Origin of the sequence: Mannheimia granulomatis (assembly GCF_013377255.1) — a bacterium.
In the GTDB taxonomy this organism is placed as follows: Bacteria; Pseudomonadota; Gammaproteobacteria; order Enterobacterales; family Pasteurellaceae; genus Mannheimia; species Mannheimia granulomatis.
Window position 1 is genome coordinate 847,131 of record NZ_CP016614.1, and the last position, 15,102, is coordinate 862,232.

Annotated in this window: 16 protein-coding genes; all 16 read right to left on the reverse strand. The window is 42.0% G+C overall.

Translation table 11 applies throughout. The features are described 5' to 3' along the window. Window positions 1-32: 32 nt before the first annotated feature. The 16 genes from A6B41_RS03945 to A6B41_RS04015 all read right to left on the reverse strand — a co-directional run bounded on the left by A6B41_RS03945 (window position 33) and on the right by A6B41_RS04015 (window position 15,093). A complete protein-coding gene (locus A6B41_RS03945) occupies window positions 33-4,199 on the reverse strand; it encodes a TipJ family phage tail tip protein (RefSeq protein WP_237052492.1) in 4,167 nt (1,388 codons plus the stop codon). A 4-nt stretch (window positions 4,200-4,203) separates the two neighbouring features. After that, window positions 4,204-4,836, reverse strand: coding sequence for a tail assembly protein (locus A6B41_RS03950; RefSeq protein ID WP_027074917.1), 633 nt, complete (start codon window positions 4,834-4,836; stop codon window positions 4,204-4,206). A 390-nt stretch (window positions 4,837-5,226) separates the two neighbouring features. Next, window positions 5,227-5,958 carry a C40 family peptidase gene (locus A6B41_RS03955; protein WP_027074916.1) on the reverse strand — a complete coding sequence of 244 codons (732 nt, stop codon included), beginning with the start codon at window positions 5,956-5,958 and terminating at the stop codon, window positions 5,227-5,229. Between the two features lie 3 nt (window positions 5,959-5,961). Beyond that, the gene (locus A6B41_RS03960) at window positions 5,962-6,678 is read right to left on the reverse strand and encodes a phage minor tail protein L (RefSeq protein ID WP_027074915.1); all 717 of its coding nucleotides are present in this window, start codon (window positions 6,676-6,678) and stop codon (window positions 5,962-5,964) included. Continuing rightward, a complete protein-coding gene (locus A6B41_RS03965; RefSeq protein WP_027074914.1) occupies window positions 6,678-7,007 on the reverse strand; it encodes a phage tail protein in 330 nt (109 codons plus the stop codon). Before A6B41_RS03965 ends, A6B41_RS03960 begins: the two co-directional genes overlap by 1 nt. Beyond that, window positions 7,007-8,110: a phage tail tape measure protein gene (locus tag A6B41_RS11110; RefSeq protein WP_237052493.1), complete on the reverse strand. Its 1,104-nt coding sequence runs from the start codon at window positions 8,108-8,110 to the stop codon at window positions 7,007-7,009. Before A6B41_RS11110 ends, A6B41_RS03965 begins: the two co-directional genes overlap by 1 nt. A gap of 272 nt (window positions 8,111-8,382) precedes the next feature. Next, window positions 8,383-10,542, reverse strand: coding sequence for a tape measure protein (locus A6B41_RS11115; RefSeq protein ID WP_237052494.1), 2,160 nt, complete (start codon window positions 10,540-10,542; stop codon window positions 8,383-8,385). Between the two features lie 65 nt (window positions 10,543-10,607). Beyond that, on the reverse strand, window positions 10,608-10,850 hold the full coding sequence (locus tag A6B41_RS03975; protein ID WP_027074913.1) for a hypothetical protein: 243 nt from the start codon (window positions 10,848-10,850) through the stop codon (window positions 10,608-10,610). A gap of 79 nt (window positions 10,851-10,929) precedes the next feature. Further along, window positions 10,930-11,151 (reverse strand): phage tail assembly protein T, encoded by a 222-nt coding sequence (locus A6B41_RS03980; RefSeq protein WP_027074912.1) that lies wholly within the window; start codon window positions 11,149-11,151, stop codon window positions 10,930-10,932. 44 nt (window positions 11,152-11,195) lie between these two features. After that, window positions 11,196-11,603: a hypothetical protein gene (locus A6B41_RS03985; RefSeq protein WP_027074911.1), complete on the reverse strand. Its 408-nt coding sequence runs from the start codon at window positions 11,601-11,603 to the stop codon at window positions 11,196-11,198. A gap of 83 nt (window positions 11,604-11,686) precedes the next feature. After that, entirely contained in the window at window positions 11,687-12,328 is a 642-nt protein-coding gene (locus A6B41_RS03990) for a phage tail protein (protein ID WP_027074910.1), read from the reverse strand. Between the two features lie 3 nt (window positions 12,329-12,331). After that, complete coding sequence (locus A6B41_RS03995) at window positions 12,332-12,676, reverse strand: DUF3168 domain-containing protein (RefSeq protein WP_027074909.1); 345 nt, start codon at window positions 12,674-12,676, stop codon at window positions 12,332-12,334. Further along, window positions 12,673-13,152: an HK97-gp10 family putative phage morphogenesis protein gene (locus tag A6B41_RS04000; RefSeq protein WP_027074908.1), complete on the reverse strand. Its 480-nt coding sequence runs from the start codon at window positions 13,150-13,152 to the stop codon at window positions 12,673-12,675. The genes A6B41_RS03995 and A6B41_RS04000 overlap by 4 nt, the downstream gene beginning before the upstream one ends. Further along, window positions 13,139-13,468, reverse strand: a complete 330-nt coding sequence (locus A6B41_RS04005; RefSeq protein WP_027074907.1) for a phage head closure protein — start codon at window positions 13,466-13,468, stop codon at window positions 13,139-13,141. Before A6B41_RS04005 ends, A6B41_RS04000 begins: the two co-directional genes overlap by 14 nt. Window positions 13,469-13,511: 43 nt before the next feature. Beyond that, window positions 13,512-13,832, reverse strand: a complete 321-nt coding sequence (locus A6B41_RS04010; protein WP_027074906.1) for a head-tail connector protein — start codon at window positions 13,830-13,832, stop codon at window positions 13,512-13,514. A 52-nt stretch (window positions 13,833-13,884) separates the two neighbouring features. Further along, entirely contained in the window at window positions 13,885-15,093 is a 1,209-nt protein-coding gene (locus tag A6B41_RS04015; protein WP_027074905.1) for a phage major capsid protein, read from the reverse strand. Window positions 15,094-15,102: the final 9 nt, after the last annotated feature.

Consider the following 15,102-nt stretch of genomic DNA (forward strand, 5'->3'; position numbering starts at 1 on the left):
ATGTTTTCCTTTAGTATTTGTAGTATAAATTGTTATGCGTTATTGCAAAACGCAACAAACTCAGTTGCAGGAAAAGGATCGTGATGTAAGTAAGTATCCTTTATTACAACAAATTGCAATGTGGTTGTAATATTGGCAGGGATATGTATTACACCGTACAAAACGCTATCCCTTCTTGCAGAATTTTTATACATGCGTTCTGTGCCATTTTGTTTTACCCTAACAGCAGCAAAGAGACCAATAGACTCAGAATCAGTACCGGCAAGGTGTATCGAATTAAGAAACACAGGCATAATATAAGCTGTTCGAGACTTAGCTGAAGCGGGTATTGTTATAGTTACAGTTTCATTCTTGCCCCCATTGTATCTAGCAGAATAAACCTTAACTACATCACCAATAATATTTTGAGCCTCAATAGTTAAACCTTCAATTCTAGCCCCTCTAATAGTTCCCCCTTCAACTATCGCGCCTTTGACTGTCCCTCCACTAATCGTTGTACCCGTAATCGTCGTACCATTGATAGTACCACCACTAATCGCATTACCTGTAATTGTTGTACCTCGGATTGTGCCGGCCGTCACAGTACCTAAATTACTATTAATAGCAGATAAATTCGTAACATTGAGTTTATCCACAGTAATTGATTTACCTACAATGTGACTCGCATTAATTGAGCTTGCTGCTATATTTCGGGCTGCAATCGTACCGGTTGCAATCTCATTGGCTGTAATGGTATTTGCCGCAATTTGTTGAGCGGTTACCGTGTTAGTTACGATTGAGCCGCCGTGAATAGAGGTTACACCAGCATTTACCCAAGCACTCGGGGCTTGAGTATATTCGGTGCATTCTTCCAGCATGGGACGGGCAACAAACATAATGGCATTATCCGAACCTGCTGCGTCTAATTTGTAGCCCATAATGTACAAATCAACTTTATTTGCATTTGCAGGCACGGTAAATTTGACAAATAAACGACTGGTGTTGCCAATATTACGGTGCATACTTCCACTTGCAAAAGCTGATGTAAAGTTACCAGCATAACCACCTTCAGGCGTTCGGCAATCCACATATAATTTTGCACCTAATCTATGCCCTGACACATAAGCAGAAAACATATATGTTTGACCTGCAATAACTGATACGCCGGTTTGACCTAACCACGATACTCGCGAGTTGATAGGTACAGCACTATTTGTTGTATTTACCGAATATCTAACTAATCGTTCATTTGGTAAAAATACTTGCTGATCTACCCAACCATCAGAATTAGTTGCGTGAATAGATCGCTCCGTCACGTTAGCGTATATCCCTTTACTCCACCCAAAAGGAATGTCATTTATAGGATTGGCAAAAATCGGGTTATACAGCAAATTACCGCCTAACCCAATCGCCATTTTATCGGCAGATACTTGCCCTGCTGCAATGTGTTGAGCATTGATTGCAGCAGCTTGGATTTTAGCAGCAGTAACAGAGTTTGCTTGGAGTTTATCCGCTCCAATCGCATTAGCTTGTATTGCATTAGCACCAATACTATTAGCCGCCATTTGGCGAGCCTCAATAGTGCCATCTAATTTTCTGGTAGGTATGCTTGCAAGCTGTTCCGGCTGAATAATCCCTTTGATTGCACCGGCTAAAATTTCTTGTTCCAATGGCAAGTATTTAGATCCATTCCAACTGTATAATTTATTAGTTGTGGTGTCGTAAACCTGTTTTTGGCCTTGATATACGTTTATATCAAGATTTTGGACGTATTTTGTCATTCCAAGCTGACGGGCAGGTAATGCAGTATCAATGATTTCATTTACAATATTTTTAGAGAGTCCTTTGTTTAGCTCCTCTAATTTTGTGTCTAAATCAACCGCACTTTCGCCTTTTACGCCTCGTTCTTGGTAAAACGGTCCAACGTTAATACCTCTTGTGTGTCTTAGCCAATAATAGCGTACAACCTTGTTACCTTTGACGGTATGAGCATAGGTACGAGCGGTCACTTTTGCGATTTTTTCTGCAAGTGCGAAATTATCGGTTTCCGCAGCAAAAATCTCGGTTTGTGTGACTTCATTCACCCAATCCCATTCAAGCGTGATATTGCCTAAACCACCGGTTACCACAACACCTGTCGGAGCAGGTGGGCGGTCAATAGTAAAGGGTTGTGTTTTTTCGGTAACAATTTGTCCTTTAGCGTTTTTGCCGTAAATAACTACAGTGTAATCGCCGTTAGGTAGATCGCTTAACTCTATATTTGGGGCGCTTAAACCTTTTTTGTACTGATATAAATTACCGTCTTTGGTAATTTTAATATCGTAGGTCAGCTTACCGTCACCGGAACTAATATCGCTGGAAATATAGAGTTTACCGTCATAACCTGTCGCAACCTCCACCGCATTAATTTGTGGGGCTTTGTAGAGGGTGCGAGCTGTTTCTACAAAGTGAGCAGCATTATCAACTATAGCCTCTTTCTGAGGCTCATGTTGTAATGCCGTAATGGTATTTGTACCATCTGCATTTTCCACAATCGAAATCGAACGGTATAAACCTGAGGTAATCTGTTTAGTTGATAACGACCATACGCCATAAACCTCTAGACCTGTTGGTATGCTGTCAAGGGTAATTTCTTTGCCGTTTACCGATTGGATTTTGATGGTAGAGTGTGTCGCCTCACCGTTGATATATGTAAAATAACTGGCATCATCAATGGTGATTTCACGGTCTAAAGTGACTTTTCGCCCATTAATGGCAAGCACACGTCCGCCAATTTCCGTACCTGCATAGTGGCTGTCAGCCACACGGATAATATCACCCGGTAAGTGCATTAAGCCCTCACGTCCCACGGTAAAGGTAATGGTTTCCTTTTCTCGTTTTTCGGTTTCTAAAATCCATTTTCCTGTACGGTGTGCTTGCCCTTTAGAAGTACAACCGAACGCTGTTACTTCACTTAGATTTAAGCCGTGCTTGCGGATTTCTTCATCGTCTGAAATATATTCAATCGCACTTTCATAGCCGTTGCTCTTGTCGGAATAGGTAACTTTTATTGCATTGTGGCGAGATTTGCGAGCAGAGTAGGAGCGTTCAAAACCACTCACTACATTGGCGTTGATATAAGTCCAAACAGGATCACGGGGGCGGTCAATAATGACGGAAACCTCTGTACCATTCCTGACGGGAATAGCACGGAATACCGAACAGAAATCATTTAATAAATCGTAAGCCGTTTTAACTTCAGTTAGCCATACATTACAAGTAAAGCGAGGCTCCATTCCGCCCATACCATCAGGCACAAGTTGATCGCAATAGCGAGCAACGTCGTACAACGCCCATTTATCAAAGCTGATTTCCACCCCTAACATCTTGCTTAATGTTGGGCCTAAGTCGTAAATCTCCCACGCTGGATTATCCGTCCACTCAATTTTAAATGTGCCGTCCCAAAAGCCTGTGTAAGTGCGTTTGATAGGGTCATAGTTGCTAGGTACTTTGACTTTCTTTGCTTTGATTAAGTAGTTTCGGGTAGGGATACTATTAAAATATTCGGAGTCAAAACTAATCCCTGCCACTGCAGAATTGGGATAAGTAAATTCAGTATCGATAATTTCAGTATAGCTGCTCCAGATAGTACCATTTTGTAAGCGTTGAGAATCGCTATCATCTGTTAGTCGTTCAACGGAGATGTTAAATGGCACAGGCGGTAAGTTATCAAATACTACCGATTCAAGATATTGCGAACTGTATTTGCCGTCAAAAGTATGCGTGTATTGGCGTGTTCCAATAGTGATTTTTAGGCTTACGCTGGTTGTATTTGTATCGCCTTGATTGTTCTGATGAAATAACGAACGTACACCCAACGTTAAACGCAAGCGATTAATTCGTTCATCAGTTACGGTACGAACAATAGCCCCATTCTTTTTCTTTACTTCAACGCCGACATTCACTTCATTCTGCGAGCTGTCGTAACCGTCTAATACATCTTGATCTTGCGTACCGACATTTAACTGACCACTCACATTATTGAAGTTATAGCTGCCGTCATCGTTTTGGATTTTTGTTCCGTCTAAGTAAATTGATTTAAAGCCATCGACCAAGCCTTCAATTTCGCCCTCGCAGATAAGCTCAACAATATTTACAATTTGCTTTGAGCGACCTGTTTCAGGTGCTTCAATCGGGGTGTGGCTACTTCCGCCACCGCCTTTTGCTCCGTAAATACGCATAACTTTATCCTTTTTTAAATCCTGATTTTTTGTTATTTGCTGGTTTATTCTCTTTAATCGTAATTGTTTCTACGCCTTGCGAAATAACCAGTGAACCTGTTCTAATCAAGCCATAAGCCAGCGGTACAGGCTTACCCTGTGCGACTAAGTTATTCAAATTAGAAAAAGCGGTGGAGCTTTCTTTCTCCTTTTCGTTACCCATAGAGGGAGCTTTTGGCATTTTTGTCAGCATTTGAGCGACACCACCTAGCAACATTGAGGCTCCCATTGCCCCAACTGTCATCGCTGTAGCAGAACCAACTAATCCCAAACCGATAGGACCCAATGCAAATGCAGCACCAATTAAAGCCACACCTAACACGGCTTGGAAAATACCACCGCTTTTTGCCCCTTTGATAACAGGAGTAAAATGAATGGTCTGGTCTTTTTTGAGGCAATAAAAAAGCCCTTTTTCAAGGGCTGAAGCATCTAAATACTGTTTACCAATTCGGACTTTATAGACTCCATCTCGTAGCGTTTCACGCAAGCCATTAAGCTGTGAGCATAACGCTCTGACGGCTTCTGCGGTATCTTTAACATCAAGTTTAAAATCTGTGCCGAATTTTTTAAGGTTGCCGTAAAATTTAACTGTAACCATATTACCACCAGAAATTACTATTTTAAAAGATATGCTGTTGCTACAATTAAGGCACTTAATCCCCAGCATACCGCAATAATTAGGGCAGAATTTGCCAAGCGTTTTCCTACAATACCTGCATCTTTTTCACTCATTTTCCCACCTACCTTTACTTGATGTTTTGGTGTATAATTAATCAAAATTTGCTCCTTAGTAGATAAACAGGATAAGGGGTAAATAAACCCCCCGAAAGTTTGCCGCTTTCGGGGGGTGTTTTTTCCGATTGCGTTGTGAAATCATAACAATGCCAATTGTCTGTGTAACGTGGAAGGACTTCCACACTCTTGCTTTGTTAAGTGTATTTTCACAACTTAAAGGCTTAATTTCTTTTAAACTCCTTTAAAGATTTTTTTACTCCATAACAGAAATATCATTTAATATACCGCCAAAATCTAACTTATCCGCCAATTTATGCCGCCAAATGCTGTGGGTATGGCGTAGCCAATAACCGTCATATAAATCACGCTTAGATAAGCGGCTCGGACTATGGTGGATTACCATTTGCTCGCCAATATAAATGGCTGCGTGGTTCGGGACATCGGCACCGACCTGCATTAAAATCACATCGCCGATTTGCGGTGTGTCCACTCGTTCAAAGCCTTGCCCTTGGATATTATCCAAGTATAGATTCTGCCCAGTATGCCACCAGTCATCTTTTCGAACGAACTCGTCCATCTCGTAACCTGCTAACATATAGGCATCACGATATAACGTATAGCAATCCATCACACCGTGTTTAAATTCACGCCCGATTAAATGCGGCACATTTCGGAATTTGTGGATTTGTTGATGATGCACTAACCACCAATCTAAGCCGGTTTGTACCTGCATTTTACGGTCAAGAGCAGAGAGCACCGGCTTGCTGTTTGGTTCGGGGTGCGAATGTACCACGGCCACCAGTTTGCCTTTTTCCTCCGCCTTGATGTAATCCAAATCAGAGATTTCAAAGTAATTGGCTTTGTCTTCTGCTTGGTTTTCGCAAGGTATAAATAGATTTTTTTCGCCGTCAAAAACAACAAAACCGCACATTTCGTGCGGTTCGTTTTTAAGGGCGTAGTCGATAATTTGTTGTTCCAATTCCATTATTTACCCCAATTTATTTACTGACACAAACCCACCAAAGTTACGCTGATTGCCTCGCAACTTACAACCATTCAGACAATGACTGCATTTATCGGCTTTTGGGTCTGATGTTGGCTTGTCTTTTTCGTCAAAATATCGTTTTCCTGTGTAGCCACATTCGGACGAGCGATAAATCCAAGTGCAGGTGTCCGCCATAATCAGTCGGCTTGGGATTTTGGCATTGTCGGTTTCAATCGGTAATGCCAGTGTAAAGGTTGCCGTTTCACGAGTTAGACTAGAGAGTTGTTCAATCACAAAATGGCTGATAATTTCCTGATTTGGGTCAGCCTTTGGATTTCCACTGGCAAAATTTACCGCATCTAAATATTGAGCGTAAACCTGATGTCTCCGCACAATAGATCCGATGCACTCATCAAACTGGTTAGCAATACCCGTTACCAAGCCAAATAGATTAGATAGCGTTAGGGTAGGGCGGTTGCTGGGGCCGCTACTATTTCGCTCAAATCCACTTGCTTCAATCGGGTAAGGTTCGTAGGTTCTACCTTGCCATACTACACTGGCTTTCAGCTCATTGAGTCCCGAGTAAAAGCGATATACACCACCGGCATTACCGCTTTTATCTTTGAGATTGCGTAAATCGACCTCGTACAAATCCAGCATTGCATTTTGCTCAAGTTTGGCGAGGTCGAGTTTCATTTGATTTGAAATACTTACCGGCATTATGGCACTTCCTTAAACGTTACACTAAATTCCCAATATGTCAGTCCAACCATTTTGGCAGGCCAACTGCTACACACCACCTTTTTATTTTGCTGTGTGTATGGGTCTTTAAAGTAAAAAGGGGAGACACCTCGATGTTTGGCAAAAAATGCCTCTACCGCTAAATGTTCCCCTTTCTTCACTTTGATTGTGCCGGTATAGGTTCGCAACAGATTATCCAACCCTTTAGGAGAGCGTTGCGTATAACCATCCCCGAATTTAACTTCCATTATTTCGGGGTTATTTTCAACGGATAAATCAGTGCGTACACACCATTTTAATGTTTCCATTAGGCAAATACTCCTCCGGCTCTAAAGTTATTCTGAATCATTCCGTTAGCCTCTTGGCGAGCGATTTTACGCATTAATTCAACGGTGATTTGTGTTTGCTCGCCTTGCTGTTTTTGGCTCACTTTCGCTTCCGTTGGTTCGCCATTATTAATGACCTGTACGCTAATGCTGCTTTGAGCTGACTTCGGTTGATAAGATGATGACGGTACTCTCGGCACGGCGACACCACCGCCGGAAGCAAAACCACGCTTGCCGTAGTTGAGATAATTTAAGTAATCTAAACCCAAGCGAGAGGTAGCTTCTTTGGTGATGACATATTCGCCCTTGTGGACAATGCCTGCTGGGGTGTATTTGCCACCGTCGCCGGTATAGCCACCGACAGCAAATGAGCCCCCCACCAAACCACCTTCAGAAAAGCCCATAAAGTTCATACCTTGTTTGATAGCATTGAATAACGCCATTCTGATCAACATTTTGCTAATATCACTTAGCACCGATTGAGCAAAACTTCTGAAGTCTGCTTTACCAGTCATAATAAAGTTATTTAGGCTGTCCGCCATTCCGTCAAAGGTATTTTGGGTAATATTGGCAACATTGGCAGCAACATTACTGACATCGGTTTCGATGTTATTCCAGCCTTCTAGCATACCTTGTTTAAAGCTACCTCGAGATTGCTCTGTTTGAGCTTGGATTTCGGCTCGACGTTCCTTGAGCTTAGCGATTTCTTCATCTAATTTGGCAATATTTTCAGCCGTCATACCAATTTTGAGCCTTGCTGCCTCAAGATCTAACTCGTGGTTATACTGCATTAGCTCTTGCTCTTGGCGAGTTTTACCGAGCAAGGTTAATTCAAACTCCATTGCTTTGAGTTTTTCACCATTATTGTAGGTAAATTGAGAAATGGCTACCTGTTGCTGGGCGGAATCTAACTGACCGGCTAACTCTTTAAGCCTTGCGACACCTTGCTCACCGTAACCTTTGTATTTTTCAGCGTTGATCGCAATATCTTCTGTTAGTTTTCGGACTTCTTGGTAGTCGGAAACTTGACCGAAAACGGCAATATCTGCGGCATTCGCTTTTAGACCAGCTAAACGGTTTGTCATCTCCGCCACTTGGTTTTGATAACTTTCCGCAGAGCGTTCCGCATCACGCTGTTGCTTTTTAGCCGCTTTTTCTGCCTTGGTTTTCTTAGGTTTACTGCCTTTACTACCTGTTTTGATACTACTTTCTTTCAGGTTTGCTAATTGAGCTTCATAGGCTTTTTGATAATCTAACCCGGTAAAATCTTGCCCCTCAAGATTAAGCTCCGCTTGTAGCTTATTGGCTTCATCGGTTTTGCCATCTCGTTTTAATTGGCTGATTTTGGTTTGTTTATTTAAGCGGTCAATGTATTAGCCTTGTCAGATACAACAGCACCTTCGCCAATATTTAGCCCCATACCGGATAAATTAGCCACCATTACCGCTGCTCGCATAGCTTCACCGGCAACACCGCCAAGTGCAGTAGCGATATTATTCGCAGCAATCACCATTTCGGGTGATTTGACGGTAAAGTTGCCGATAGCAAGATTTAAACCATCGACTTTGATTTGGCTTTCGTCAATGTGAGGATATAATTTGACAAATTCCTCTCGTAGGTTAGCGATTGGAATATGGGCTTTTAAGGCTTCTTGAGCCTCTAAGCTAGAGTTCAAGGTTCTTTGAGTTTTTTCAGTATCTGCGGTCACTAATTTCAGCTCTTCTTGTTTTTTCGCAAGCTCTTCCGCACTCATTGTAACACGCACAGTGCCAGCAAACGCATCCTCATAAACCGTCGCACCTTGCTCAATTTCACGAGTAAGTTCGGCTTGGCGTTGTTTTAAATCGGCTAATGCAGTTTTTTGCTCTTTAATTGAGCGAGACAATTTAACCATTTCGGCATCAGTCTGAGCCTTAGTCATAGCTCGAACAGAGTCTAAACTGTCTGCATATCGTAGTGCTTCTTCTCGGGCTGCTTTTTTACTTTCAGATAATCCCCATAATGCAGCACTAGCGGTTGTGGCAATAGTGACTAAAGTCATCAACGGGTTAGACAATACTGCAGCTTTGAGCATATTCATTTCATTTCGAACACCTGCAGCAATACCTTGATAAAGAACCATTGCGGCACTCGTTGCCCGTGTACTGACAGCATAAGCTGATTGTGCGACGGTATTTTCTAAATAAGCTGTTTTTAACGCATTTTTTGCTACTTGTTGCTGCTGATCCAAGAAAATTTGCTTTTGGCTCAATTCATGTTCGACACGATTTAATTGCTGCAACTGCTGTTGAATAACCTTCCTCTCGGTATAACTCACTGCTGAGAGAGACTGAATTTGCAATTTTTGACGCTCTACTTGAATTTGTGCCTGTGTTGCAACAACATCAGCCTGTTTTGCTTTAGTATCTTCATACTGAGCAAGGGTATTAGCATACGTTGCTTGAGTTTCTTGAGCCATTACAACAAATTTTTCTCTTTTAGCCGCTGTTTCAGTCACGGTTGCTTGAGCATTTTTAATTGCCCCAATTGCTACATTTGCTTGATCTTGTAAAAATGAACCGAGTTTTAATCCAGCAAATGATATACCCAAAACTGTTACAGCACGTGCAGCAATATCAAAATTATCTGCAAGCAACCCTAATACATTAACAACTGATTGTGATACCCCTAATGCTTGATCCGTTTCGCCCACCCACTTTTCAGTTGCAGTAGAAAGATTTTGCATTGCACCACTTATTGTTGTTGCCGTTTGGTTATATTGTCCGTTTACATAACTTTCTGCTTTCTTTAAGCCTTCAATCATCTTTTCAGCGGACATTTCGCCGTTATCGACCATTGCTTTAAATTCAGCAGTAGTAATACCTAAGCCTTTGGATATCGCTTGAACTATTGATGGCGTTTGGGTCATCAACGAGTTAAACTCTTGGGCTTTCATCTTGCCCATTAATAGCGACTGACTAAATTGCACTAATGCATTTGAGGCAGTAGCGGAGCTTGCTCCTGATATAGCTACCGATTTAGCGACTGTTTCTGTCAGCTTTGCAACCTCTGTTTGTGAAATCCCGAGCTGTTTGGAATTTTGTGCGAATGTTTGATAAACAGACGATGTAGCTTGAGTCGATTGTGCCGTTTTGAGCGAAATATCGTACACATCAGCCATAGCTCGGGCGTGTTGTGTTTCGGTTTCAGTGACTAATTTGAGTTTATTACCGAGTTCGGTATAGCGATCAGAAAACTGTGATAATTGACCTGCAGCATTACGTAGTCGTTCAAGATTATTTAGCTTAAATTCCCATTTAGTTGCAGTATTGGTATTCTTAGCTGCATTTTCTATATTACCTAAGTATTCAACTGTTCGATTCGAAAATTGTTTCGCAGCATTTTTAGTTTTTTCTAAATCAACCTGAAAATTCTTGGCAAACTTTTGTGCCTGCTGTTCTGACTTACCAAGAGCTTGTTGGAACTGTATAGCCTCCAAACTGAGATAAATGTTGAGTTGTCCAAGAGAAGACATCATTTTTCTCCCATAAAAAAAGCCCACCGATGGTGAGCTTTATAAAACAAAATAGCAAATTTATTGACTTAGTAACGTGGCTTTAATAGATAGTCACAAAATTTAATAATGCCATTTAAAACAGCGATAATGAGATAATAACCAAATACGCCAATAAGTATTGCTGCAAATAGAATATCTCCGAAAGTACCGTTAGACCACATTTGTGGGATTGTAATAAAAAGAAAATAAGGAGTCACAATAAATAAAGCAAATAATTTACATAAAATCCAAACAGCATTAGTCGTTGATGATATGAGATATTTAACCATTGTGCCTCCTTCAAAATAACTAAAATATACTTATGCTAAAATAAGATAATTTCTCCTAAAATTCAAGTAATATCCTGCATTATTTTCTTTTATTCAAATACTCTGCCACTCCGTCATCATCTTCATCAGCACGATTAAAAAACGGCATAAAGTCTGACAATTCGGGAGCTTTGCCTTTCGGATCACGGTTAATCATTGCCATTAAATGTGAGAGCTGAGCCTGACGGTAATCTTCCCGCCATAGGCCGAAAGGTTGCTCTTGATAGAAGAGTTGGTATTCAGCAAAGTGGCATTCGGGCATCTGTTCGATTTCTTCCAGTGTTTTACCTAATGCGAGAGAGAGTGTTAGTTGGAACTTTCTTCGCTCGCTAAGTTTTTTGGCTCACCCGCTGCCACTGCAGCACTGAATGCCTCAAAAACACTACCGTCTAGTTTAGATATAGCAATTAAGTCATCTTCGCTTTCTGGGTTAAACAGATTATTACCATCTTCATCACATAATCGAGTAGCAATCGCTCGAGGCAATGAATATGGGTCATATACATTACGCAAAGTAGCTTGTAGTTCGTCTTCATCCTCAAAATTTAGTTCAATACCTTGTGTTTGAGCTAATTGTATTAAATGCTGACGTTGCCCAAAAATTTGTTTATTGGTTTCTCCGACTGTTAAATCACGTAGGAAATATTTTTCACCATTGATGTTAATTTCACGCAGAGCCGGTTTGTTTGATAATAATTTATCGCGTAGCGTCATAGATTATTCCTTCAGTAAAATTATGATATAAAAAGACCGCTTGTAGAAATAACAAGCGGTCGGTTTCTAGATAAAATTTGCAACTAGATTAGCAAATAGTCTCGGCCTGCAGGTTTAATTGAAACAGAGCCTTCGTATTTGCCTTTGACTTCGCCGGAGAAACCATTACCAGCTTCAATAAAGCCTGTACCATAGGTTGTACCATTTTCATTCGGCAATTCAAGTTTGAATGGAAAGGTCGCTTTTTCATAGAATAATTTACGCAGGCGTTTTTGCATTTCGGTACTTGGTGCGTGGAAGAAACTTAGTTTGATTGAGCCGAATTCAATTTCACCCGGTTCGGTTTCCGTGCCTTCCGAGCAAACCGTTGTGACATCTTCGGTAGAAAGTGTATCGTCCGATTTTTCAATGTTTTTGATCGCACAGAATTGAGCGGAGAATTGCACTCGTGCGGCTTTTGCTTGTGTGTAGCTACTTGGTAGGTCTTTACCTTCCCAGTTCACTTCTTCACAGAGTTTAACCTGATCGCCAGTTACCGATAAAACAGGGTAAACGCCGTCAAGTTGGCCACAGCCGGTAATTTCAATCGCATCACCTTTATTGTAGCCTGAGCTAGCGATAGTTAATGTGGCGGTAGCAAGGGTAATGGCGGTGATCGCTTTTTGCCCTTCCTTGCCTACACCAATACGGAATTTTGTACCTTTAAATGGGGTGGTTTTAGCCATAGTTTAGTCCTCATAAGCTATTTGATAAGTAAACATTCGCCGATGGAGTTTGGTTTCAGCTTCGTAATCACTGAAATCGGATACTCGTTCGGCAAAATTAAAAGCATTTTCGACTGCCTCAATAACTTGTTTACGCAGTCGGAAAATATCATCAGGGTGGCGACTGTAAATATCGATTTGCACCGTGTAATCGTCCATTTCGCTATCAATTAGGGCGGAATTGGGCGAGATGTTAGGAAATTGATACACAATCACAGGGTATTCCGTGTTGGTTTCAGGAATAACTTCATAAAAACAACGCCCCGAAACAAGCGACTTCAGGGCAGAGTAGAGTTCATTTTGAATCAAGAAGTTGCCTCCTTGTGGATTTCGGTGCGGAGCGTATCGGTAATGGCTTTAGCCGCTTGCTGTTTGCTCTGCTCAAACGCTGGGCGTAGGAATGGGCGAGCTGCCATTTTGCTTGTACCAAACTCAACAAATCGCCAATAATACGGATCGTTGGGGTTATAAGCTCCGCCTTTTCCGCTTTTACCTTTGAAACGGCTAATTTGTTTATCGGTTAATTTCTTAACCCAAATTATTGTTTCTGTTTTACCGTTTTTGATTTTGGTTCGGGCAGTAATGGCTTTTTTCAATGTGCCTTTCTTCCGATGCAGTACGTTTTCTTGCAATATTGGGGCTTTGGCTCGTGCGGTATCTCGCACAATAGCTCCGCCTTGTCGCATTGCTTTTACCGAAATGCGATTGGTGGCTTTTTTGCCGAGCTGCTGCATTTTCTGCCCTAGCTCTTTTAGCCCTTCGACTTTGACGTTAAGTGTCGCCATTCGTCAGCTCCTTACAATGCAGTAAAAGGCTTCGGTTTAGCTCTCGCCAGTTTTGGATTGCTACAATCTCAAATAGGCGGTCGCCAAATTTAACCCGCATTGTGTGATCAAGGTTCGGCAAGTAACGCAGCCAAATTTGTGCCGTTGCCTCAGCGTGGATTTGGCTTGCCGAAATCAACTCTCGCCCCGAAATCGGTTTGACTTCCGCCCAAATGGTGTGTAGATCGCCCCATTCGAGAACGACTGCACCATATCCGCTTGGGCGGTGGCGTTGCGTTTGGATAATAATACAATGACGTAGTTTGCCGATGTTCATACTTTTCCTTATGTGTAAATTTTTCGGAAAATTTGACCGCTTGTTAAAGCGTGATGAATTTATAAGGCTGAATGATGATTTCAACCGTAGGGGGAATGGCAAAATTCGGTGAATTATTGGCTTCGTTCCAGCCGCTGCGGTTTTCGTACAAGTATGCCGTGAGCATTAATACCGCCAACTTGATGTCTTCCGTCAGTAGTAACGCATTTGCCGGCGGTTCTTCGGGCAATTCATCAAATAGTTGGCGATTTGTCAGGTTTTCTACTGTTTTTCGGGCTGAAAGCAGATAGCCATTGAGTAAATCGTCTTCTAGCTCGTGTTCGATACGGCATTGTTGTTTGACTTCTTCTAGGGTAATGTTCATTGCTTTACCTTATAGAAACAGGGAGAATAGTTTTTCTCCCTGCGTAGAGTGATTAGCCTTTACCGGCTAATGATTTGATTGCAGCGGTATCTTCAAGCACACAGTCGAAACGGTGGAATGCCAAGAAACCGACCTGATCAAACTCTGCGTAGCGTTCCACTAAACGGCGTAATGTCATACCCGACACTCGGCGGATAATAAAACGACTGAAATCACCGAAGTAAGCAAATTTCGCACCGGCAGCAATGTCTGCGATGCCTTGGTCGATAACATATTGCTGACCTAAAATAGTTGCCGGTGCAACACCTGCAATATCAGGCAACCATAATGGGCGTTTTTGACCGTCCACCATTTCTTTTAATGCTTTCAAGGTATTGTCGTTAAACGCAAGGCGAGTCGTGCCTACGTTTCGGTATGCCGGATCAACCGAGTGAATTAAAGCATTTAAATCTGTCCACGCTACAGCAGTAGCCGCCGCAGCTTGTGTAATACCAGTAACCGCAGCTTGTAAGCCTTTCGGTTGTGCAGGTGTGCCTAAACCTGTGCCTTGGATTAGATATTTTGCTTCTGCACGACCGATACGCTGAGCGATACGGCTTGCTAAAAATTCTTCAATATCCACACCGGAATCTTGTAGTAATTCATTCGATACACGGATAATTTTTGAAGAAAGTTTTTTAGCACCCAATTCAGCAGAACCAACTTCTACATCTTGCTCGGTTGCAGCTGCGTTTTCCCCGATTAATTCACCTTCTTCTGCTGTGCCGTCTGCGGTTGCCCACATAATCGGATGACCATCTGCCGTATTAAGAATTTGAGCTACGCTTGCAATACCGCCATAGGCTTTCATTTTTTCCACAATACGAGCTTGCATTTCTTTTGGCACTGTATAGCCGCCCTTGTTATCTGTGCCGGCAGCTTGAGCTCGAAGTTCAGCCATTACCTGTTTTTCTTCTTGGGTTAACTCACCCAAGCCACGGCGTAGGAATGAATCAAATGCTTGTGAGCGTTTTGCTTCCGTATCTAATACCGGATCTTTCGCTTGCTCTTCACGTTTTTCTTCCACAAAGAGTGCATCGGTAGAACGTAGTGATTCTTCACGCTCAATTTGTGCCTCTACGCCACCCAGTTCGTGTTTCATTGAGTCCCACTTGGTGCGTTGTTCGTCCGTCCAAGTGTTATCGCCAATTTCATCATTTAATTGACGCATTTGAACCGCAATATTGCGGCGTTTTTCTTGTAGCTCGTGTAATTTAGCCATTTTTATTTC